This window comes from [Muricauda] lutisoli (nom. illeg.) (genome assembly GCF_017313105.1).
GTDB lineage: Bacteria > Bacteroidota > Bacteroidia > Flavobacteriales > Flavobacteriaceae > Flagellimonas > Flagellimonas lutisoli.
Genome location: NZ_JAFLND010000003.1, coordinates 264639 through 287991 on the forward strand (window position 1 = coordinate 264639; position 23353 = coordinate 287991).

General features: G+C 41.7%; 21 protein-coding genes and 1 tRNA gene. 15 read left to right on the forward strand and 7 right to left on the reverse strand.

Annotation, left to right across the window (positions count from 1 at the left end; genetic code table 11):
- Position 1: 1 nt before the first annotated feature.
- Complete coding sequence (locus tag J0X13_RS12105; RefSeq protein WP_207071680.1) at positions 2-367, reverse strand: BlaI/MecI/CopY family transcriptional regulator; 366 nt, start codon at positions 365-367, stop codon at positions 2-4.
- Positions 368-505: 138 nt separating this feature from the next.
- On the opposite strand from J0X13_RS12105, the gene J0X13_RS12110 reads away from it, so the two are divergent.
- Positions 506-1084: a PhnA domain-containing protein gene (locus tag J0X13_RS12110; RefSeq protein WP_207071681.1), complete on the forward strand. Its 579-nt coding sequence runs from the start codon at positions 506-508 to the stop codon at positions 1082-1084.
- On the opposite strand, the gene J0X13_RS12115 is transcribed toward J0X13_RS12110, so the two are convergent.
- On the reverse strand, positions 1081-2469 hold the full coding sequence (locus tag J0X13_RS12115) for a dipeptidase (protein WP_207071682.1): 1389 nt from the start codon (positions 2467-2469) through the stop codon (positions 1081-1083). The two genes, J0X13_RS12110 and J0X13_RS12115, sit on opposite strands and share 4 nt — an antisense overlap.
- A 97-nt stretch (positions 2470-2566) precedes the next feature.
- Between J0X13_RS12115 and J0X13_RS12120 the strand changes: the two genes are divergently transcribed.
- The 3 genes from J0X13_RS12120 to J0X13_RS12130 all read left to right on the forward strand — a co-directional run bounded on the left by J0X13_RS12120 (position 2567) and on the right by J0X13_RS12130 (position 5086).
- A tRNA-Leu gene (locus J0X13_RS12120) sits at positions 2567-2648 on the forward strand.
- A gap of 511 nt (positions 2649-3159) precedes the next feature.
- Positions 3160-3549: a response regulator gene (locus J0X13_RS12125; RefSeq protein ID WP_207071683.1), complete on the forward strand. Its 390-nt coding sequence runs from the start codon at positions 3160-3162 to the stop codon at positions 3547-3549.
- Positions 3550-3628: 79 nt separating this feature from the next.
- A complete protein-coding gene (locus J0X13_RS12130; RefSeq protein ID WP_207071684.1) occupies positions 3629-5086 on the forward strand; it encodes a sensor histidine kinase in 1458 nt (485 codons plus the stop codon).
- Positions 5087-5092: 6 nt separating this feature from the next.
- Here J0X13_RS12130 and J0X13_RS12135 read toward each other — a convergent pair whose 3' ends face one another.
- From J0X13_RS12135 to J0X13_RS12145, 3 genes are all read right to left on the reverse strand, one after another.
- The gene (locus tag J0X13_RS12135) at positions 5093-6028 is read right to left on the reverse strand and encodes a pyridoxal-phosphate dependent enzyme (protein ID WP_207071685.1); all 936 of its coding nucleotides are present in this window, start codon (positions 6026-6028) and stop codon (positions 5093-5095) included.
- 48 nt (positions 6029-6076) lie between these two features.
- Positions 6077-6985 carry a universal stress protein gene (locus J0X13_RS12140; protein WP_207071686.1) on the reverse strand — a complete coding sequence of 303 codons (909 nt, stop codon included), beginning with the start codon at positions 6983-6985 and terminating at the stop codon, positions 6077-6079.
- 79 nt (positions 6986-7064) lie between these two features.
- Positions 7065-7754 (reverse strand): Crp/Fnr family transcriptional regulator, encoded by a 690-nt coding sequence (locus tag J0X13_RS12145; protein ID WP_207029440.1) that lies wholly within the window; start codon positions 7752-7754, stop codon positions 7065-7067.
- Positions 7755-7873: 119 nt separating this feature from the next.
- Between J0X13_RS12145 and J0X13_RS12150 the strand changes: the two genes are divergently transcribed.
- The 9 genes from J0X13_RS12150 to J0X13_RS12190 are packed head-to-tail and all read left to right on the forward strand — an operon-like array spanning position 7874 to position 17819.
- Positions 7874-10258 carry a heavy metal translocating P-type ATPase gene (locus tag J0X13_RS12150; RefSeq protein ID WP_207071687.1) on the forward strand — a complete coding sequence of 795 codons (2385 nt, stop codon included), beginning with the start codon at positions 7874-7876 and terminating at the stop codon, positions 10256-10258.
- Positions 10259-10317: 59 nt separating this feature from the next.
- Positions 10318-10527, forward strand: coding sequence for a cbb3-type cytochrome oxidase assembly protein CcoS (gene ccoS, locus J0X13_RS12155; protein WP_207071688.1), 210 nt, complete (start codon positions 10318-10320; stop codon positions 10525-10527).
- 2 nt (positions 10528-10529) lie between these two features.
- Positions 10530-12731 (forward strand): cytochrome-c oxidase, cbb3-type subunit I, encoded by a 2202-nt coding sequence (gene ccoN, locus J0X13_RS12160; protein ID WP_207071689.1) that lies wholly within the window; start codon positions 10530-10532, stop codon positions 12729-12731.
- 2 nt (positions 12732-12733) lie between these two features.
- Complete coding sequence (locus tag J0X13_RS12165) at positions 12734-12922, forward strand: CcoQ/FixQ family Cbb3-type cytochrome c oxidase assembly chaperone (protein WP_207071690.1); 189 nt, start codon at positions 12734-12736, stop codon at positions 12920-12922.
- Positions 12923-12926: 4 nt separating this feature from the next.
- A complete protein-coding gene (locus J0X13_RS12170; RefSeq protein ID WP_207071691.1) occupies positions 12927-13901 on the forward strand; it encodes a cbb3-type cytochrome c oxidase N-terminal domain-containing protein in 975 nt (324 codons plus the stop codon).
- A gap of 53 nt (positions 13902-13954) precedes the next feature.
- Positions 13955-15364, forward strand: a complete 1410-nt coding sequence (gene ccoG / locus J0X13_RS12175; protein WP_207071692.1) for a cytochrome c oxidase accessory protein CcoG — start codon at positions 13955-13957, stop codon at positions 15362-15364.
- A gap of 11 nt (positions 15365-15375) precedes the next feature.
- Positions 15376-15822: a FixH family protein gene (locus J0X13_RS12180; protein WP_207071693.1), complete on the forward strand. Its 447-nt coding sequence runs from the start codon at positions 15376-15378 to the stop codon at positions 15820-15822.
- Between the two features lie 2 nt (positions 15823-15824).
- On the forward strand, positions 15825-16535 hold the full coding sequence (locus J0X13_RS12185) for a sulfite exporter TauE/SafE family protein (protein WP_207071694.1): 711 nt from the start codon (positions 15825-15827) through the stop codon (positions 16533-16535).
- 15 nt (positions 16536-16550) lie between these two features.
- Positions 16551-17819 carry an acetyl-CoA hydrolase/transferase family protein gene (locus tag J0X13_RS12190; RefSeq protein WP_207071695.1) on the forward strand — a complete coding sequence of 423 codons (1269 nt, stop codon included), beginning with the start codon at positions 16551-16553 and terminating at the stop codon, positions 17817-17819.
- 90 nt (positions 17820-17909) lie between these two features.
- Here the strand turns inward: J0X13_RS12190 and J0X13_RS12195 are convergent, their stop codons facing one another.
- On the reverse strand, positions 17910-18731 hold the full coding sequence (locus tag J0X13_RS12195; protein ID WP_207071696.1) for a universal stress protein: 822 nt from the start codon (positions 18729-18731) through the stop codon (positions 17910-17912).
- 17 nt (positions 18732-18748) lie between these two features.
- The gene (gene hemN, locus J0X13_RS12200; RefSeq protein ID WP_207071697.1) at positions 18749-20107 is read right to left on the reverse strand and encodes an oxygen-independent coproporphyrinogen III oxidase; all 1359 of its coding nucleotides are present in this window, start codon (positions 20105-20107) and stop codon (positions 18749-18751) included.
- A gap of 185 nt (positions 20108-20292) precedes the next feature.
- Between hemN and J0X13_RS12205 the strand changes: the two genes are divergently transcribed.
- Positions 20293-22137 carry a CBS domain-containing protein gene (locus J0X13_RS12205; protein ID WP_207071698.1) on the forward strand — a complete coding sequence of 615 codons (1845 nt, stop codon included), beginning with the start codon at positions 20293-20295 and terminating at the stop codon, positions 22135-22137.
- Positions 22138-22140: 3 nt separating this feature from the next.
- Positions 22141-23343, forward strand: coding sequence for a succinylglutamate desuccinylase/aspartoacylase family protein (locus J0X13_RS12210; protein WP_207071699.1), 1203 nt, complete (start codon positions 22141-22143; stop codon positions 23341-23343).
- Positions 23344-23353: the final 10 nt, after the last annotated feature.

A 23353-nucleotide genomic window follows, 5' to 3' on the forward strand; every position in this document is an offset into this window, starting at 1 on the left:
ATTACTTCTTTTTGATTTCGTTGTCGATTAGCTTTTTCAATTCTTCCAACTCACTTTTGCTCAAATTTGTCTCTTGGGTAAAGAATGAGGCAAATTGACTGGCGCTATCGTTAAAAAAGTTTTTTATGAGTCCGTTTACATGTTTGGAAAAGTAATCCTTCTTCTTTACCAAAGGGTAGTATTCCCTGCTTCTTCCAACAGTTTTGTACGCTACAAAACCTTTGTCCGCCATACGTTTTAACAATGTTGCTACCGTGGTGGTAGCCGGTTTGGGTTCGGGGTAGGCATCCAATAGGTCTTTCATGAAGGCCTTTTTTAGTTTCCAAACAATGTTCATTAACTCCTCTTCCGATTTTGACAACTGCATTTTCAAAGCTATTCCAGATTTTGTTCTACAAACATAGAGCAATTATTTAAATTCTACAAATGTAGAGTAATTTTAAAATTGAATAAGGGGTGATAATGCTATCCTAAAATGTTAAGTTTGCCCTCAAATTTGAACATCATGGGTTTACTGGAAGACTTAAAGGAGCGAAGTGGAAATACCTGCGAACTATGCGGGGCAACGGATAATTTACAGGTATATGAAGTTCCTCCGATTTCCACAGGAGGGGTTGATGGTTCCCTTTTAGGTTGTGCTACCTGCATTGGTCAGATAGAAAATCACGATACAACAGATGCCAATCATTGGCGTTGTTTGAACGATAGCATGTGGAGCGAGCACGATGCCGTAAAGGTAGTTGCGTGGCGCATGCTGAACAGATTAAAATCCGAGGGATGGCCCCAAGACCTTTTGGATATGATGTATTTGGAAGATGAAACGCTTGAATGGGCCAGATCTACCGGAGAGGGTGAAGAAGAAAGTGAAAAAATAATCCACAGGGATGTAAACGGCAACATCTTGGAGAATGGCGACAGTGTTGTATTGGTAAAGGACCTAAAAGTAAAAGGTTCCAGCATGGTCGCAAAACAGGGAACCGCCGTTAGACGAATTTCCCTGGATCACGAAAATGCCGAGTATATCGAAGGCAAAGTAGATGGTCAACAAATAGTTATTATCACCAAATACGTTAAAAAGCTCTAGGCCTTCATCTCTGTATAATATTTGTAGAAGTAAGGGATGGTCTCGATTCCCTTTAAAAAATTCCAAACGCCAAAATGTTCGTTGGGCGAATGTATGGCATCGCTGTCCAATCCAAAGCCCAGTAAAATAGTTTTACTGTCAAAAACATTCTCAAAAAGAGCAACGATGGGAATGCTACCCCCGGTTCGTTGTGGAACGGGTGTTTTTCCAAAGGTAGTTTCCATGGCTTTGGAAGCCGCTTGATAACCATCACTTTCAATAGGGGTTACGTATGCCTGCCCCCCATGGTGGGGAGTCACTTTTACTTTTACACTTTTTGGTGCAAGGGATTTAAAATGTTTGGTAAATAAATCCGTAATCTCATGCCAATCTTGGTCTGGAACCAATCGCATGGAGATTTTGGCATAGGCTTTACTGGCTATCACGGTCTTTGCACCTTCGCCCATATAACCTCCCCAGATACCGTTTACATCCAACGTAGGTCGAATACCAAAACGTTCAGGTGTTGTATATCCTTTTTCGCCATGAACATCATCAATGTCCAGTGATTTTTTGTAGGCTTCCAAATCAAAAGGTGCCTTGGCCATTTCGGCGCGCTCCTCATCTGAAATGATCTCTACTTTATCGTAAAAACCTGGAATGGTGATATGGTTGTTTTCGTCATGTAGTTGAGCTATCATTTTAGCGAGCACGTTGATCGGGTTGGGAGCTGCTCCGCCGTAGATCCCGGAGTGAAGGTCTCGGTTGGCACCGGTCACTTCCACTTCCACGTAGCTCAGTCCGCGTAGTCCCGTGGTAATCGATGGTGTGTCGTTGCCGATCATTCCAGTATCCGATATAAGGATAATGTCGTTTTTGAGTTTTTCGCTGTTTTCCTTTAGAAAATCTTCCAAACTATCACTTCCCACTTCTTCCTCACCTTCAATCATGAACTTTACGTTACAGGGCAAGGTATCGTTTTGGATCATATACTCCACTGCCTTGACGTGCATAAAAAACTGACCCTTATCGTCGCAGGCTCCTCTTGCAAAAATGGCCCCGTCGGGGTGTAGTTCCGTTTCTTTTATTACCGGCTCGAACGGTGGAGAGTCCCACAAGTTCATCGGGTCTGGCGGCTGTACATCGTAATGCCCGTAAACCAAAACGGTAGGCAAGTTCGGGTCTATGATCTTATCGCCATACACCACTGGGTATCCTTTGGTTTCGCAAATCTCCGTGTTTTCGCAACCTGCATCGTCCAAGGATTTTTTAACAGCCTTTGCCGCTTCCAGAACATCCTTGGCATATGCCTTATCGGCACTGATGGAGGGGATTTTTAAGAGGTCTATTAACTCATTGATAAATCTGTCCTTGTTGGTACTGATGTAATTATTTATGTCTTTCATATATGTATTAAAAAGGACACTAAAAGTACAAAAAACAAGTTTTTAAAGAGAGTGCATTTGCAAATCGGAAAATTGATTTATATTTGCACTCCAATTTGCGGGTGTGGTGGAATTGGTAGACACGCTAGACTTAGGATCTAGTGCCGCAAGGCGTGGGGGTTCGACTCCCTTCACCCGCACAAAAGCTTCTCAATTTTCGGGAAGCTTTTTTATTTTCGGGCCTTTCTGCACTGTACCGGTTTCAACGCTTCATTCCAAAATCCGGCTTCTGTTACAAGCATAAAATAGTTTAGTAGGATGGAATCCGGTGAAAGCTCTTTGTTTAGCTTAAAAATTAAACGCTCGAATTGTTGGGTTATGCGTTTTTTGATTTGAAGTCTATTTACAGCCTTGATTTCTGAATTTTCATAAAAAACCATCAAAAAAACAAATAGATATCATTAATCAATTTAATTGTTGATTTTTTGCTAAAACAAGGGAATAATTATAAATTTATAATAATTGGATTCAAAAGAAAAGTTCCCAGATTACATATTGAAGAATAGTGTTGAAAGCAATAATTTCATTGTTGCTAAAGGATTTTTGCAATAAAATGCAGCAATTTCAGTTTTAATTACTGCAAAATATTGATATTTGTCAATTTTTGATAATAACCAAACTGAAACTAACTAAAACTTAAGACCAACCGCTATGTACAAGGAAATATATTTGGTCGATGACGAAGACCTCGTTAATACGGTGAATGCGATTCACTTTAGAAGAATGGGAATGGAGGACAGGGTTAAAAGTTTTACCAACCCTGAACTGGCCCTGGACGACCTCAGGTACAGAGATGAACCAAATACCAAAACACTTATTTTGTTGGATATCAATATGCCGGAAATGAGCGGCTTTGAATTTTTGGAGTTTATGATGCTAGAGGAGTTCCCTGAATCCAACGAAGTTCTCTTGGTAACCTCATCAGAGTCCGATGCAGATAAGGAAGAAGCCGAAAAATATGGGAAGTACGTCAAGGAATTTATCACCAAGCCCTTGAAAATTGAACATTTAGAAGATTACTTACAGAGTTATAACAAATAGAATTGTAATCTTTTATTGAAAAGAAATTATAGTTTCCCCAGACCATAAGCTTTATATTTATTTGGATAAATCTTAGCCCGTGAAACATAATCAGGTAGTAATCCATAACAAGGTCGAAATCGTTGAGGATGGTGACGATATTGTTTGGGCTATGGATGAACACTATAGGCTGACTGCTTTTAACTCTTCTTTTAAAGCTCGGCTTAAACTTGAAAATTTGGGGGATGCACAGCGAGGTATGGATCTTAAGAAAATCTACAATGGCGGAGGCTTTTTCAATCCGTGCAAGCAAGGCTGTGAAAGGGCGCTGAAGAGATACGCTACCACTTCCAAACATACTTTTGAGGATAATGGCGAAATTGTAGTACACGAGTTTTCTTTCCAACCCTTTATGAACAGTTCCGGAGAGGTGGTTGGCTGCTGTATCTGGCAAAAGGACATCACGCAGGAAGTGGACAATAACCATCGTTTGCGGGAAAGTGAAAGGAAGTATCGCGAAGCTCAGGAAGTTGCCGATGTAGGGCACTGGAACTGGGACATGGTGAAAAATGAAATCACCTGGTCCGATCAACTTTTTAGGATTTTTGGACAGGATCCCAAAACATTTGAAGCGAATTATGAATCATTGATGGGTATTATCCACCCGGATGATAGAAAAGCTTTTGATGAGGATGTGACCCAAAGCATAGAGGAAAGATCCCAGCATGATATTACCCATAGAATCGTAATCAATAATGGGAAAATTAGGTACGTACACCAAAAGGGAAAGGCTTTTTACAATGAGGATGGGCAGCCTGTACGCATGAGCGGTACAACGCAAGATGTTACCAGGGAAGTGTTATCGAACCGACAGATTGTTGAGCAAAACAACGAGCTTCAAAATTTTGTACGGATCATATCCCATAATCTTCGCAGTCCCATTTCCAACCTTTTAATGTTATCCAAAATCTACGAATGGGGCAAGGACGAGACCAACGATGACATTGTAAAAAAGATTGAAAATACCACCGAAGCACTTGATCAGACCATAAAGGACCTCCATTTATCGCTGTCGTTGAAATCTGCTGACAGGGAAAAATTCAGGGAAGTAGCTTTTGCTGATGTTATGAAAGAAGTTGAAGGTCTTTTATCTGAAGAAATTATCAAAAACAAAGCAACGATCAAAACGGATTTCTCACAAGTGGATACCGTGTTCGCTGCTAAAAGTTATGTAGCGAACATTTTTTACAACCTTATTTTAAACGCTATCAATTATACTAAAAAAGGAGTTCCGCCAATTGTTCAAATAACATCAGAACAAAATGAAGATTCCATAGTGCTGAAGTTTGTCGACAACGGCATAGGAATGGAACTTACCCCGGAAAAGGAACGAAAGATTTTTGATATGTACGGTAGACTCAGTGGTGCTACCGAGGGAAAAGGCTTTGGACTTTATTTGGTGAAAACACAAGTAGAGGCCATGGGTGGAAAAATCGAAGTGGATAGCGAATTGGATATCGGTACAACCTTTATCATCACTTTTTACAAAAGCAATTAGCCTTTTTTAAAAGGGTAAATGGCTTAGGTCCACATTTCCGCCGGATATCACAATACCTACTTTTTTATCCTTGAACTTATTTTTTTTCTTTAAAACGGCCGCCAGGGCTACTGCACTGGAGGGTTCGCATACAATCTTAAGTCGCTCCCAAATCAATCGCATGGCCGCAATAATTTCCTCTTCCGTAACACGGATAATTTCGTCCACATGTTTTTGAATGATAGGAAAATTTCTATCACCTAATTGAGTTTTTAGCCCATCTGCTATAGTATTGGTCGTGGCATTGGTTTCTATTTTTCCACTTTTTAAGGAACGGTAGGCATCATCCACTTCAAATGGTTCTCCTCCAATGGTTTTGCAATTGTTTCCAAAGTAATGGGCAGATAGTGCGCAACCGGCGATCAATCCACCACCACCAACAGGGGTTACCACAAAATCAAGATCAGGATGTAGTTCCAACAGTTCTTTGCAAGCAGTTCCCTGACCTAAAATTACTTGGTCATCATTAGAGGGATGGATGAACGTGGCACCATGTTTTTCTACAATTTGTTGGGATGCCAGCTCTCTGGCCTCGAGGTTGGGTTCACATTCGATCAAATGACCGCCGTAGCCCTTAACCGCCTCTTTTTTTACCTGTGGAGCCGAACTTGGCATCACGATATAGGCCTTTATCCCTAAACTTTGCGCAGAAAGCGATAGGGCCTGTGCAAAATTGCCGGAAGAATGGGTAACCACTCCATTTTGTTTCTGCTCATCCGTAAGTTGCATGATGGCATTGGCGGCACCACGCATTTTAAAAGCGCCCATCCGTTGAAAGTTTTCGCATTTAAAGTATAGATGGGTTCCAGCTATTTTGTTTATGAGCCTCGAAGTGAGCACGGGGGTTTTATGGATAAAAGGTTTTATCCGCTCATGGCAGTCAATTAGTTGTTGTTTGTCCATAGAAAGCCTTATACCGGTTTTTAATGGCATAAAGATAACTACCGAAGGTTAATTGTGCGACTCTACCTCTTCCTCTTCTTCTTTTGATTCTTTGGAAATACCCTCCATTCCCAATTCAGGAATTACCAACAGAGGTATCTGGGTATGGAACGCTGTTCTTTTGATGATGGGTTCACGGGTCATTTTTTCCATATAGCTATGCTGATAATTCAACATGGCCAACAAATGGATGTCCAATTCTTTTGAAAATGTCTCCAAAGTGTGGGAAACCGAATTGAGTTCGGAAACGGTGTGGACATAATGTTCAATATCGCCCAAATAGCGTCTTAGCATGTTTAGGTTAAACTGCTGTAGCTCGGTGAGCGCTTTTATGCCATACTGGACATGTACAATTCGAATGGTGGCATTGAACATTTTTGCCATTTCCAAAAGTGGTGACAGCTCCGAAGAGGTATAGAACCGATTAAAATCGGTGGCAAACGCAATTTCCGAAGGGGTAACATATTCAAAATGATATGGAATGGCGAGAACAGGACATTTTTTGGTGCTCTTTATGATCCGTACCGTGTTACTGCCCATAAATACTTCATCCACGCCCGAGGCTCCCTTGGTACCGGTTACGACCAAGTTGATTTCAAAAGTCTCCACAATATCTTTTACCTCTTCCACCAAAAGGTTGAAAGAAGAAATAGTCTCAAAACTGTGGTTTGGATTACCATATTTGGTTTTGATCCGATCCACGGTTTTGTTCAATCCTTGTTCAGAATTCTCTCTTACCGCATCCACGATACGAACTCCATCAATCATTTTGGCCATAAATCGGCTACTGGGGATAACAGGGGTATAGGTGTTGAGTAAATAAAATTTACAACGCCTGTTGCGGAACAATTGCATGGCGTAATCAATTGCGTTCCATGCATTTTCCGAAAAATCCGTAGGTATTAAAATCTTCTGCATCTGACTAAGATTATGATGCATAAAATTAGACCTATGGGGTAGGGGATACTATGACAAATGTCAGCTTTTTAAAAATGGGTCAGAAGCCTTCGACCATTTCCAAAAGTTTGCGTTCATCCTTGATGCCGATTTTTTTGCCGGAGGTATGAATCAAACCTTTCTTTTTGAATTCCGAAATGATCCTGATGGCAGATTCCGTAGCGGTGCCCACCACGTTGGAAATGTCTTCGCGAGATAGCGTGAGTGACAAAAATCCATCTTCGTCCTCTCCAAAATTGTTCTTTAAATAAAGGAAAGCTTCCGCCATACGTTGTTTTACCGTTTTTTGGGATATATTGACGATAACATCATCGGCTTCTTTCAGGTCATGGGCCATATGGCGCAGGACCTCTAAAGTGAAATTTGGATTTTTTTGAAGGGTATTGTTGATACTTTCTTTTGGAATAAAGCAAACTTCCATATCATCTACGGCAATGGCGGATAGATTGGTGCTTTCTTGTGAAATAACCGAGCGCTGACCCAAAACTTCACCTTTGGTGGCCAATTTTACAATTTGATCTTTTCCATTGGCGCTCAACTTGGAAAGCTTGGAAACACCATTTCTTACGCAATAGACCCCATTGAGCTTATCACCCTCTTCAAATAAGGGTTCTCCCTTTTTAACGGTTTTGGTGGTTTTGGAGTCGGATACTTTTTTTAATTCCTCTTTGCTCATGGCACGGAGGGAGTTGAACTGTCGGATGATACAATTTTCACACCTGCTTTCCATAATGATTAGTTTACCTGATTCAACAAAAATAGTTGATAAACAAACACAATTTACTGATAAATATCATATTTTAAGGGATAAGAGTGTTGCAAATTTGCCTCAGGTAAAGCAAATGTGAAATGGCAGACTCGACCTGTTATCATTGTGGTGACGAGTGCGGAAAAAGTAGCGTTAAGTTTGATGATAAAGATTTTTGCTGCAATGGTTGTAAGACCGTTTATGAGATTTTTACATCAAATGGCCTGTCCACTTTTTACGAAATAGAAGGAAAGGCAGGAACAACACCCAACGAAATCCGTCAGAAATATGATTTTTTGGACAACCAGGAAATTGTACAACAATTGGTGGAGTTCAATGAAGAGGGTGTACAGGTTGTTGGTCTAAGTATACCTACCATACATTGCAGTTCTTGTATATGGGTGCTCGAAAACCTGAACAAGCTGCATTCGGCCATTACTTTTTCCCAGGTCGACTTTCCAAAGAAAACCATTCGGGTTACGTATAAAACAGAAGATTTCTCTTTAAAAGCGTTAGTGCTTTTATTGGGAAGCATTGGGTACGAGCCCTATATCTCCTTGGAGGAATACAACAAAAAAGGAAAAAAAGTCGACCGTTCCCTTATATATAAGTTGGGAGTGGCCGGTTTTGCCTTTGGGAATGTCATGCTGTTTTCCTTTCCCGAGTATTTTGAGGTAGAGGAATTTTGGTTGGATCAGTACAAACACGTCTTTCGCTGGTTGATGTTTGCGTTTTCAATACCGGTCGTGTTTTACGCTGCCCAGGATTATTTTATTTCCGCTTATAAAGGAATCCGTTCCAAATTATTGAATATTGATGTGCCCATTGCTTTGGGAATATTGGTCCTCTTTTTACGGAGCACGGTAGATATCGTGTTTGATTTGGGCTCTGGCTTTTTTGATAGTCTCACAGGTTTGGTATTCTTTTTATTGTTGGGGAAATTTTTTCAACAGAAAACCTATGCCTACCTATCATTTGAGCGTGATTATAAGTCATATTTTCCCATTGCTGTTACCCGTTTGAAGAAAAATGGGGAAGAGGAGAATATCCAGATCTACAACATTGAAGTAGGGGATAGGGTGCTGATCCGTAGCCATGAGATTATTCCTGTAGATTGTATTTTGATCAAAGGAACTGCCGAAATCGATTATAGTTTTGTAACGGGGGAGTCCGACCCTGTACTGAAGGAATCCGGTGAAAAACTGTTTGCTGGCGGGAAACAATTGTCGGGAGTGTTGGAAGTTGAGGTATTGAAATCCGTCTCCCAAAGTTATTTGACCCAATTGTGGGGCAACTCCGTGTTTTCAAAAGATAAAGCAAGCCAATTCCAGACCCTTACCGATAGCATTGGCAAACGATTTACAGTTGCTGTGTTGAGCATAGCTACGGTGGCCACTGTTTTTTGGCTGATTTTTGATCCAAGCTTGGCACTCAACGTATTCACTTCGGTTCTGATCATTGCCTGTCCCTGTGCCATTGCGTTGGCAGCTCCGTTCACACTTGGCAATATGCTCCGCATTTTTGGGAAGTATAAATTCTACCTGAAAAACACCAATGTGATTGAGCGCTTGTCCAAAATAGACACGGCCATTTTTGATAAAACGGGAACGCTCACCACCAATCAAAAAGATACCATCCATTATGAAGGGATGGAGCTCACAGAAGAAGAAACCGCACTCTTAAAAACAACCCTGAGGGCATCCAACCATCCTTTGAGCCGATCTCTTTACGATATTCTAAAATCCAATGCCATAATGACCTTGGAAGAGTTCCAGGAGCATACTGGAAAAGGAATTGAGGGGAAATACAACCAGCATTCCATAAAAGTGGGGTCTGCAGCTTACGTGGGGAAAAGCAGATCCAGTTCCATTACGAATACCGCGGTTTATGTAAGTGCCGACGAAGATGTAAAAGGAAGGTTTGTGTTCAAGAATGCCTACCGGGAAGGGATGAGCCAAATATTCAATGAACTTTCAGATGATTTGGAACTGGGCATTCTTTCGGGGGATAATGATGGAGAGAGGTCACAATTACAAAAAGTACTTCCTGAAAAGACAAAGATGATGTTTGACCAAAAGCCCGAGGACAAGTTGGAATACATCAAAAACCTACAGGAAAAACATAAAGTTTTAATGGTGGGCGACGGATTGAACGATGCCGGTGCTTTGGCCCAGAGCGATGTGGGATTGGCAGTTTCTGAGAACATCAACGTGTTTTCGCCAGCTTGCGATGGGATTTTGGATGCAAGCAAGTTGAGAATGCTGCCAAAGTTCATAAAACTGTCCAAAAAGTCCGTTCGCATTATAAAAATGAGCTTTTTGTTGTCACTCTGCTACAATGTCGTAGGGTTGTATTTTGCCGTCACAGGTCAGTTGCAGCCTGTTATTGCCGCTATTTTAATGCCGTTGAGCTCCATTAGTATTGTGGTGTTCACCACCTTGACAACAAATTATCTCGGTAAAGAATTAAAAACTTTAGAAAGCTGATATATGTCATTTTTTGAAGCATACCATCAGAGTAGTTTTACACCTAAATTCAGGCAGGTATGAGTGTTATTTATGTGTTGCTGGCCATAAGCATAACGGTGGCCATAATCTTTTTTATAGCCTTTGTTTTTTCTGTAAAAAGCGGACAATACGACGATACCTATACCCCATCGGTAAGAATGTTGTTTGAAGATGAGGTGGTCAAGGACAAGGATAAATCAAACCTAAATAAAAAGGAAATCAAACAAACTAAAAGTACAAACCAATAAATATGGAAATACAACAGTTCCGTTACGATAACAAAATCGTACAAAAGTTCTTATACGCCACTATTTTATGGGGCGTGGTGGGTATGGCAGTAGGCCTATTGTTGGCCTTTATGTTTTTATTCCCCAATGTTACAGAAGGGATATCTTGGTTGAGTTTTGGCCGATTGCGACCATTGCATACCAATGCCGTAATCTTTGCATTTGTGGGTAATGCCATTTTTGCCGGAGTCTATTACTCACTGCAACGATTGTTGAAAGCAAGAATGTTCAGTGACGCTCTGAGCAACATTAACTTCTGGGGTTGGCAATTGATTATTGTCGCCGCAGCGTTGACCTTGCCCCTGGGGTACACAACATCCAAAGAATACGCAGAATTGGAATGGCCGATCGATTTGGCGATTGCCGCGGTCTGGGTAGTTTTTGGTTGGAACATGATAGGTACCATTTTAAAGAGAAGACAAAGACACTTATATGTGGCGATCTGGTTTTATTTGGCCACGTTTGTTACTGTTGCGGTACTGCACATTTTCAATAGCTTGGAATTACCGGTGACGGCATTGAAGAGTTACTCGGTCTACGCCGGTGTGCAGGATGCCCTGGTGCAATGGTGGTACGGTCACAATGCGGTGGCCTTCTTCTTGACCACTCCTTTCTTGGGGCTGATGTACTACTTTGTTCCAAAAGCAGCCAACCGTCCCATTTATTCCTATAGGCTGTCCATCGTCCACTTCTGGTCGTTGATATTCATTTATATCTGGGCAGGTCCTCACCACTTGTTGTACTCTGCTTTGCCAGATTGGGCACAGAACCTTGGTGTCGTATTCTCCGTAATGTTGATCGCACCGTCTTGGGGTGGTATGATCAACGGATTATTGACACTGCGCGGGGTATGGGATAAAGTGCGTACCGATGCCACCTTGAAATTTATGGTGGTCGCCATTACAGGGTATGGTATGGCTACGTTCGAAGGACCTATGCTTTCCTTGAAAAACGTAAATGCCATTGCCCACTTTAGTGATTGGATCATTGCTCACGTTCACGTTGGTGCCTTGGCCTGGAACGGGTTCTTGACCTTTGGTATGATCTATTGGTTGGTGCCTCGAATGTTCAAAACAGAACTGCACTCAAAAGGATTGGCGAATTTCCACTTCTGGATCGGAACATTGGGTATTGTGCTTTATGCCCTACCAATGTACGTAGCTGGATTTACACAAGCTTTGATGTGGAAAGAATTCAACCCGGATGGTACCTTGGTTTACGGTAACTTCTTGGAGACCGTTACCCAGATCATTCCAATGTACTGGATGAGGGCCATTGGAGGTTCGTTATACATCTTGGGTATGTTCGTACTGCTGTATAACGTGGTAAGAACCATTAGATCGGGCAGCAAGGTCGAAGATGAAGCGGCAGAAGCACCAGCATTGGAACGTGTTGCCAAAAGAAGAGTAGCTGGGGAAACCTTCCATAACTGGTTGGAAAGGAAACCGGTTCAGTTGACCATCTTGGCTACCATTGCCATTTTGATCGGAGGTGTTGTTCAAATTATACCGACCATATTGGTAAAATCCAATATTCCAACCATTACGAGTGTTAAACCATACACACCTTTGGAATTGGAAGGTAGGGACCTTTATATCAGAGAAGGTTGTGTAAGCTGCCATTCGCAAATGATACGTCCGTTCCGTAGTGAGGTGGAGCGTTACGGTGAATATGCCAAGGCAGGGGAGTTTGTTTATGACCACCCATTCCTATGGGGTAGTAAACGAACAGGTCCCGATTTGTTGCGTATTGGAGGCAAATACTCCGATAACTGGCACTTGAACCACATGTACGATCCGCAAAGTACGTCAGCCGGTTCCATTATGCCATCTTACGAATGGCTGGTTACCGATGAGCATGATCGTAGCGATGTTCAGGCCAAAATGGAAACCATGGTAAAACTCGGTGTTCCCTATACGGAAGAAGATATCGCCAATGCTCCGCAATCCATGGCAGAGCAGGCAGCTCAAATAGAAAAGAGCCTATACGCAGACCCAGAATTCGAAAAAACGTACGAAGCGGATAAAAAATACGCCGAGGAAAACGGATTGGATTTTGTGGAAATGCGAGATCGTGAAATCGTAGCCTTGATCGCTTATTTACAGCGATTGGGTACCGATATTAAAATTGAAGGAACTGAAGAAACCATATCTCAAAACAAATAACCATGTTGAAATTTGTAAAAGAACATATGGAAACCATAGATGGGATAGCCAACTATCCCATGGTTTCCTTGCTAATCTTCTTTGTGTTTTTCGTGCTATTGTTCTGGTGGGTGTTGACCGCTACCAAGGAACACATAAGGGAGATGTCCGAACTGCCATTGGATAACGAAGATCAACAAAACAAACTATAACATTATGAGTACAAGAACGCCTTGGTGGATACGAGTCCCAGTTTTATTCTTTTTGATCTTCGGATTGATGGAATTATTTATAGACTCTGGTGATAAACCCGCAATTATTGAATATCCCATCACACAGTTTTTTATGCTGTTGGTGCTGATGATTCTTATAGCCATAGAATTGATTTTGGCCTCCATAGAGAACATTATGTTCCAAACCCTTTCAGAAGAAGGCAAGGAGCGTTACTTGGAAGCTAAAAGCAAGAAGTTTGAATGGACGTGGGCCAAAAACCTAATGAAAAGATTGACCAAAAGCCGCTCCATCGAGCGCGAAGGTGAAATTATTTTGGACCATAATTACGATGGGATCCGAGAGCTGGACAATGTATTGCCGCCATGGTGGGTGTACCTGTTCTATGCGACCATTGTTTTTGCGGTAGTGTATTTGGTGCGTTTCCATGTCATTGGTGATTATGACCAAGAACTGGAATATGAACAAGAAGTCGCCGCAGCACAGCAGGCCATAGAGGAATACAAAAGAACCGCCAAAGACTTGGTGGATGCAAGTACGGTCGAGTATCTTTCGGATGAATCCGACTTGGCAGCTGGGGAGAAAATCTTCCAAGCCAACTGCGTTGTATGTCATACCCAAGATGGTGGAGGTGGAATAGGTCCTAACCTAACCGACAAATATTGGATATTGGGCGGGGGCATTAAAAATGTTTTTACAACAATTTCTGAAGGTGGTCGTGACGGCAAAGGAATGATTGCATGGAAGCAAAGCTTAAAGCCCGCTGAAATGGCTCAGGTCGCCAGTTATGTAATCTCATTGGGCGGAACCACACCTGCCAATCCAAAGGAGCCTGAAGGCGAAATCTGGATAGACCCAGATGCTCCGGAAGACACCAATGGAACAGAATCCGAGACGGAAGAAACTGCACCGGAAGAAATGGAGCAGGCCGCGGATTCAACAGAAGTTGCCATGAAATAGTCCCATTGGGGGCTTTTTGGCAGCTAAATAATTATCCATAAACCACAAATGCGATGGAAGAAAATTTTAGGGATTCCATAGGCACAGTCACAGAAGAAGGTAAAAGGAATTGGATTTTTCCAAAGAAACCCAGTGGACGGTATTATGATTATCGAAAGTATGTAAGTTACTTTCTACTGATTTTCTTGATAGCCGCTCCATTTGTTAAGATCAATGGGCACCAATTCTTACTATTCAACGTGCTGGATAGAAGGTTCAATATTTTTGGACTTCCCTTTTGGCCCCAGGACTTTCACTTAGTGGTAGTGTCCATGATCATCGGAGTCATTTTCATCGCACTTTTTACGGTCGCTTATGGTCGTATTTTTTGTGGATGGATGTGTCCCCAGACCATTTTTTTGGAGATGGTTTTCCGTCGTATCGAATATTGGATCGATGGGGACCGGGGCGCACAAATGAGGTTGGCCAAAGCTCCGTGGACCGGTAAAAAGATTCGAAAAAGAGTATTGAAGTGGATTATATTCTTCATTATCTCGTTTTTCATCGCCAACGTTTTCTTGGCCTATCTGATTGGTGGTGATCAATTGGTCGCCTATGTCACCGATGGTCCGATGGCGCACTTGAGCACTATGGTTCCGTTGTTGATTTTTACCGGAGTGTTCTATTTCATTTTCGCGTGGTTCAGGGAACAGGTGTGTATTATTGCGTGCCCTTATGGAAGATTGCAAGGGGTGCTTTTGGATGATAAATCCATTGTCGTGGCCTACGACCATAAACGTGGTGAAGGTGAAAACGGGCGCAAAAAGTTCAGAAAAAATGAAGACAGGGAAGCCCTTGGACATGGAGATTGTATCGATTGTTTTCAATGTGTGAATGTATGTCCAACGGGGATAGACATCCGCAACGGGACACAATTGGAATGTGTGAACTGTACGGCCTGTATTGATGAATGTGATCACATTATGGAAAGTATCCATAAGCCCAAAGGCTTGATCAGATACGCCAGTGAAGATGAGATAACCAACAACAACAAGTTTCAGTTTACCGCTCGTATGAAAGGTTATACGGCAGTGCTGGTTGTGCTGATCGGTATTCTTGTCGGGATGTTGTTTATGCGGAACGAAGTCGAGGCCAATATACTGCGTTTGCCAGGACAGTTGTACGAGCGCAAGGAGAACAACATCATCAGTAATGTATATACCTATAAATTGGTGAACAAGACCACAAAGGATATTGAAAATGTATCTTTTGAGTTGATGTCCCACAACGGAGAAATCAAAATGGTATCACAGGATACGTTCACTGTTCCCGCCGAGGAACTTGCAGAAGGAACGTTGTTCATCGAAATAAATGCTTCGGCACTGAACGGCGACAAGGATAAATTGAAGATAGGGGTCTACAGTGGAGATAAGCTCATAGAAACTACGGTGACCCAATTTTTGGCACCAAGGAGTTATAATTAAAAAAGATAGAGATGAAAATTAATTGGGGAACGGGAATTGTGTTGGCGTTTATTGGCTTCATAGGGTTTATCCTATATTTTGTGATAAGGATGAGTACCGATGATAGTGCCAACCATGATTTGGTGACGGAGGAATATTACAAAAAAGAATTGTCCTATCAACAGCAGATAGATGCATCAAAAACCGCTGTGGAAATGAATGCCAACATTACCGTTGAAAAAACTGATGGGGGTTTGATGATTTATTTTCCAGAGCGTTTCGACCCAAAAAAAATAAGTGGAACAGTGTCCCTATACAGACCGTCTAACAAGCACTTGGATACCAACTTTCCTATAAGTTTGTCCAAAACACATTTGCTCATACCTGACAATCGCTTGGTGGACGGTCGCTGGGACATTTCCATAAACTGGGAATACGAAGGTAATTCCTTTTTGCATAAACAAAAATTGGTGTACTGATCATGTTGACCTCCGCATTGGTTTTGGGGCTTTTGGGAAGCTTGCACTGCTTGGGCATGTGCGGGCCAATAGCCTTTATGCTGCCTTTGGACCAAAGTAACAATATTAAGAAGACACTACAGCTCTCTATTTACCATTTTGGACGACTATTGGCCTATGGGGTCATAGGAATACTGTTCGGGCTTTTGGGCAAGGGGTTGTCCTTGTTCGGCATCCAGCAGAAACTTTCCATTGGTATTGGTGTGCTCATGATCGTTTTGGTATTGATTCCAGCAAAATATATGAACGGACACAAGTTGTTGTCCCCCATTTACTCCATTATTGGCAAGGTGAAATCCAAACTTGGGGCCGAACTCAAAAAAAAGACCCCCGATACCTTTTTGACCATTGGCTTTTTGAACGGTTTTTTACCCTGTGGACTGGTTTATATGGCCCTTTTGGGAGCTATTGCCATGGGAAGTCCTTTGGAGGGAGGTCTCTACATGATGATTTTTGGTCTTGGTACAGTGCCACTGATGTCCTTGGTGGTATATTCCAGAGGAATGTTCAGTACCTCGGTAAAATCTAGAATACGAAAATTGATACCGGTATTTGTGGTCATCATAGGTATTTTGTTTATTGTACGTGGACTGGGGTTGGGAATACCTTATGTTTCCCCAAAACCAGCGCCCACAGATTCAGTAACGGCGACCATAGAATGCCATCAACCTTAAAAAATCAAATCCACAATGAAAATAACATCAGCGAAAGAGGCGGTAGGAATTGTTAAATCAGGCGACCGAGTCTTTTTCCAAGGGGCGGCCATGACCCCAAATGAACTGATCGATGCCTTATGTGATAGGCATGAAGAACTTGAGAATATCGAGATTATTTCCATCCATACCGAAGGGGATGCAAAATATACAAGAAAACCCTATTGCGATTCCTTTACTTTGAACGCGTGTTTTGTTGGGGGCAACGTAAGAAGTTATGTAAACACCTATATGGGTGATTACATTCCTGTTTTTTTGAGTGAAATACCCTGGTTGTTCGCGGACGAATACCTCCCATTGGATGTGGCCTTTGTTCAGGTTTCCCCACCGGACAAGCATGGCTATTGCTCACTGGGAGTTTCTGTCGATGTTGCCTTGCCAGCCGTTAGAACGGCCAAAAAAATCGTTGCGCAGATAAATCCACATGTACCCCGAACCCATGGTACCGGAATCGTTCATGTTGATGAAATAGCTTATGCCATTGAGGTCGATAGGCCAATTCATGAACATAACCCGACCGAAATATCGGAAGTGGAGCATCAAATAGGGAGGCATGTGGCATCTTTGATAGAAGATGGCGCTACCTTGCAAATGGGAATCGGGAACATACCCAATGCGGTTCTATCCAATTTGGGCAATCATAAAAACCTTGGCATACATACCGAAATGTTTTCTGATGGGGTATTGCCTCTGCTGGAAACAGGTGTGATCAATGGAAAGGAAAAGGCGGTAAAACGCGGTAAAATTGTGGCCTGTTTTGCCGTGGGCTCACGAAAACTGTATGATTTTATTGATGATAACCCAATCTGTGACTTTAGGGACTCCGGTTATACCAACGATACAGCCAGAATTCGAAGAAACCCAAAAGCAACGGCAATTAACAGTGCCATAGAAATTGATCTTACCGGTCAAGTTTGTGCGGATACCATTGGAGGTTACCAATTTTCCGGTGTGGGCGGTCAAATGGACTTTATGAGAGGGGCATCACTTTCAAAAGGAGGTAAACCCATAATAGCCATGTCGTCCACCACCAAAAAAGGAGTTTCCAAAATAACGCCTTTCTTAAAACAGGGAGCAGGGGTAACCACAACACGTGCCCATATGCACTATGTGGCCACGGAATATGGTGTGGTGAATCTCTTTGGGAAAAACCTGCATCAGCGAGCCGAAGCTTTGATTTCCATTGCGCACCCCGATCATAGGGAAGCGCTGGAAAAGGCGGCCTACGAACGGTTCCATGGTTAATATCAAAATTTGAAGTACAAAAAAGGGGACAATTTTAAAATTGCCCCCTCTTTTTTTGAATTGCATGAAACCAATCAAAAATGCAACCCATCAAATTTTAAAGGTAATCACCGGTGCTTCTGAATGGTTGGCGATATCTTCACCAATGCTACCCATAAAGAAGTGGGATAAGCCTCGTCTACCATGTGTTGGAATACCGATAAGATCGGCAGATACTCCTTCACTATAGTTGAGCACACCTTTTTCTACAGTATAGTCGTTATATATTTTTACTTCCATTCCCACATTGGCAGCATTCAAAAATTTTGAGATTTTATCATTTGCATCATTAGTGCTCAAGAATTCGTCCCCTGGGGTGTTTATGTATACCAAATGAAGGTCGGATCCTAATAAATCAGCCATTTCTTTGGCTTTCTTAAGGGCTGGGGCACTCTCCTCCTCAAAATCCGAAGCGAATACGAAATTCTTTGGTTGAAAGTCTTCGATATCGCCTTTGATTACCAATACGGGAACTTCTGAAGTTCTAACTACACGTTCGGTATTTGATCCTATAAAGATTTCTTGTAAGCCATCTGCGCCATGTGATCCCATTACAATAAGGTCGGCTTTATGTTTTTCGGCCACTTCGGCCACTTCGCTGAACACTTTGTAATGTTTGATTACGGGTGTGACTTTAATATCTTTTAAATAAGGTTTATCCAAAAAGTCGGTAAACCTTTGTTCGCCAATTTTTATAAGATGCACAACTTGTTCTTGGGATATGTATCCAGACTCGCCCATTATGGCAGGGGAAAGCTCTAACATATGGAGAACAAATAATTCTGCCTTGTGCTGTCTTGCCAATGAAGCAGCAACCTTTAGGGCTTTTTCGGATTGATCGGAAAAATCGACCGGTACGATTATATTTTTCATTTTATTGGTTTTTGAGGTTAAACGGTCATGGAAAATATTCGGGTATTTGGTTTTTTTCGATGCATTTTCAAATCAAATGCCATGCTTATGTTTCTTACAAAGGGTCTCCCTTTATCGGTTACTTTGATTTTGGTGCCATTTATTTCTACCAATCCGTCCGCTTCCAGTTCGGATAGGTTGGCCAAGATGTTCCCGAAATCAACTATTTGCTCTTCCTCTGCGTTCCATGTAGTCTCAAATTGACACATAATATTAAGAATATGTCTTCTTAAGATTTCGTCTTCTTCATTGAGGATGTGCCCCCTAAAAATAGGGATAACTCCATGTGAAACCAAATTTTCATATTCCTCCACGTTTTTTGCATTTTGGGCAAAACCGTACCAACTATCGCTAATGCTCGATGCTCCCAGACCTATCATTAGTTTGGTTTTTGAAGGAGTGTAGCCCATAAAGTTTCGGTGCAATGTTCCTTTTTCCAGCGCTTGGTACAGGCTGTCGGTTGAAAGGGCAAAATGATCCATGCCAACATCTTTATACCCAAATGCTGCGAGCATTTTTTTACCCATTTCGTACTGGGCCTTTTTTTCTACGGATGATGGAAGGTCGGATTCTTTGTACCCTCTTTGTCCGTTACCCTTTAACCAGGGCACATGTGCATAGCTGTAAAATGCAATCCTGTCCGGTTTTATGGCATTGGTCTTCATTATGGTTTTCTCCACATCGGAAGTGTCCTGAAATGGCAAACCATAAATAATATCGTGTCCAACCGATGTGTAGCCAATCTCCCTGGCCCAATCGGTAACATTTTTTACATTTTCAAAAGGCTGTACTCTGTTTATGGCACGCTGAACAGTCAGATTATAGTCCTGTACGCCAAAGCAAACTCTTCTAAAACCTACATCGTAAAGTGCCTGTAAATGTTCTTTAGTCGTATTGTTCGGATGTCCTTCAAAACTAAATTCAATTTCATCTGCTTTCTTGCCGAAGCGGAGAATGCCCTTGATCAGCATTTTTAAATTCTCGGGAGAAAAGAAAGTGGGGGTTCCGCCACCTAAGTGAAGTTCTTTTATAATGGGTTTTGAACCCAATAGGGCGACATATAGTTCCCATTCTTTTAAAACCGCTTTTATATAAGGACTTTCTACTTCGTGTCGTTTGGTGATACGCTTGTGGCATCCGCAAAAGGTGCACATACTTTCACAAAAGGGTAGATGAATATAAACACTGACTCCTTCTTGGGGACTCTCCTCAAAGGCTTTCAGTACACTGGATTTCCATTTTTTTCCGGAAAAAGTGTCCAAATCCCAATAAGGTACCGTTGGATAACTCGTATACCTAGGACCTGGAACATTATATTTTTGAACTAATTCGCACATAAGCTACATACCATTTCATTATAGTTCAAAATTACCTTGGACAGGTCTCAAAAAACATGATAATTGTCAGTATTGCGGTATTAGCGGTAAAAGACTCCGTGTTGTTCCCTGATGACTATCATATTTTTCCTTCTTTTCCCATTGTACTTTTATAGGATGGTCCAATACGCTTAAACTTTATTCCTATGGGAGAACATATCAAGAAAAGCTCATTTAGCGAAGAGGAGCGGAAAGTTTTTGTTCAGCACCTTATTGATGATATCCAAGCCTTGGAGAATATGATCAAAGACGGATTGATCGAAGATGATATTGTTCGAATTGGTGCCGAACAAGAAATATGTTTGATAAAGGATGATTATAGACCTTCTCCAAACTCCTTGGACATATTAAAGGATATTGACGATTCCCATTTCACAACCGAATTTGCCACCTATAATGTTGAAGTGAACCTAGATCCCTATACGCTGGAAAAGGGATGCTTTACAGATATGGAACAGCAATTGCGAACATTGTTGGGTAAGGTTAAGAAAGCTGCCACCGGGCGAGACACCAAAGTTGTTTTGACGGGAATACTTCCCACCATTAGTAAGGGTGAACTGGGTATGGATTTTATGACTCCAATTCCCAGATATTATCGTATAAATGAAGTATTGAAGGCTTGGAGGGGTGACGATTTTTGGGTTAGGATCAAAGGTGCGGATGAGCTTTCGTTGCATCATGATTCGGTACTTTTTGAAGCTTGCAATACGAGTTTTCAACTGCATTTGCAGATAGCACCGGATGATTTTATCAAAAGTTATAATTGGGCTCAGGCCATTTCGGGACCGGTTTTGGGAATTTGCTGTAACTCTCCTTTATTACTGGGCAAAGAACTTTGGAGAGAGACTAGAATTGCCCTGTTCCAACAAAGTTTGGATACACGGGTCTGGACAAAGGCGGTAAAAGAACAAGTCGCCAGGGTTGGTTTTGGTGAACAATGGCAAAAGGAGTCAGTTGCCGAAATTTTTAAAAAAGATATTTCCACCCACCGAATTTTATTGACCAAACCAATTAAAAAAAGTTCGTTGGACCTGCTAAAAGAGAATAAAATACCAAAGCTGGAAGCACTGAGCCTGTTCAATAGCACCATATACCGCTGGAACCGCCCCTGCTATGGGGTAGGAAATGGAAAACCCCATTTACGTATTGAGAACAGATATATTCCATCTGGTCCCACTGTTATTGATGAAATGGCCAATTTTGCTTTTTGGGTGGGCTTAATGGCAGGAAGACCAAAAAAGTACGACGATATGTCCGGACTTATGGATTTTAAGGTGGCCAAACTCAACTTTATAAGAGCGGCCATGAGCGGAAGGCATACCGTCTTTTCTTGGTTGGACAAGACCATGACGGTAAAAAAGATAATCAAGGAAGAGCTGTTGCCCATAGCATACGATGGATTGCGAAAACTTGATATTGATGAAGGGGACATTGCCAGACTTTTAGGAATTATCGAGGCCAGAACCAAATATGGTACTGGTGCCGAATGGCAAATCAAAAACTTTAGGGCACTTAAAAAGCAAATGAAATTGGACAGCGCTATTGTTCAGCTCACTAAGGCAATGTACAATAACCAAGAAACCGAGGTTCCTGTACATCTATGGAAGCCTATTGAGGGAATGGCCAAGACAAAGGAATCCTTCCATTGGGTAAAACAGATCATGTCGACAAAACTGATGAAGCTCTATGAGGATGATTATGCCAATTTGGCCATAGCCATTATGCAGTGGAACAATATCCACCATATTCCTGTTGAAAACGAAAAAGGGCAATTAGTGGGATTGCTTACATGGAGCCATATAGAAAAGTTTAAAAAATTGGACACAAAAGAGGCAAGGGTATCGGATATTATGGTTAAAAATGTAATAACCGTAGAGCCCAGAACAGAAATAGAAACTGCAAAAAGCCTAATGGAAGACCACCAAATTGGATGTTTGCCTGTTTGTGTGGACACCCATACTGTAGGAATAATTAGTAAAGTAGATTTGTAAAACATGTCTTTAGTTCATAGCATAGCATTGGATGAAACTCTGGAGGTAGACCGTGTAATTGACCATATTCAAGGAATTAAAGGTGGTCCCACGGTAGTTTTCTTTGGAGGTGTACATGGGAATGAAACGGCCGGAGTTTTTGCCTTAAAGGAAATGTTCCAAGAAATCAGGTCGCAAAAAAAAACCGTTAACGGCGAAATATATGCTGTTTCAGGAAATCTGGGCGCTCTTCAAAGCAGGCAACGATTTCAAAAAGAAGATTTGAATCGGATATGGTTTCCAGAGCGTATCGAAAATATTCTTAAAAACAAAGAAGTTGATCATAACGAGGAAAATGAGCTCAACGACCTGTACCTGCTATTGGAAAATATTCTGGATACCGGAACTCCGCCATTTTACTTTTTGGATCTTCACACGACCTCGAGCGACACTTCCCCGTTTATGGTATTGAACGATAGTTTGCTGAATCGAAAATACGCTTCCAACTATCCGTTGCCCATTATTTTGGGGATCGAAGAATATTTAAAGGGTGCCTTATTGAGCTATATAAACGAGTTGGGCTATGTTTCACTTGGTTTTGAAAGTGGCCAGCACGATGATGAAAAGGCGGTACATAACAGTATTGATTTTATTCGTTATTCCTTGGCGTTGACCCAATCTGTGAATGTTTCCGAAAAGGAGTATAAACAGTTAAAAAAAGAAATATTAAAATCGAGTACTGTTCCAAATAGGTTTTATGAAATATATCATCAGCACGATATAGGTCCCCAAAACGACTTTAAAATGTTTCCCGGGTTTATCAATTTTCAAAAGATACCCAAAGGTGTGGGCTTGGCCGTTGTGGATGGGGTGGAGTTAAAAACAACAAGAAAACGGCAGATTTTTATGCCCCTATACCAAAAACAGGGTAATGAAGGCTTCTATTTTATAAGGCCAATCCCAACAATACTATTATGGATTTCCAAAAAGCTGAGAAGGTTTAAGGTGGATCATATCTTAGTGAAGTTGCCCGGGGTACAATGGGAGTCGGATAAAAAAGATACCTTAATGGTAGATCAAAAGGTGGCCCGATTTTTCGCCAAATCATTTTTTCACTTGTTGGGGTATAGGGCAAGAAAGTTTGACAGAACCCATTTAATTGCCAAAAACAGGGAGCGTGCGTCCAAATCTTCGGAATATGCCCAAACTGAGTGGTTCCGGAAATAGAAATAAAAAA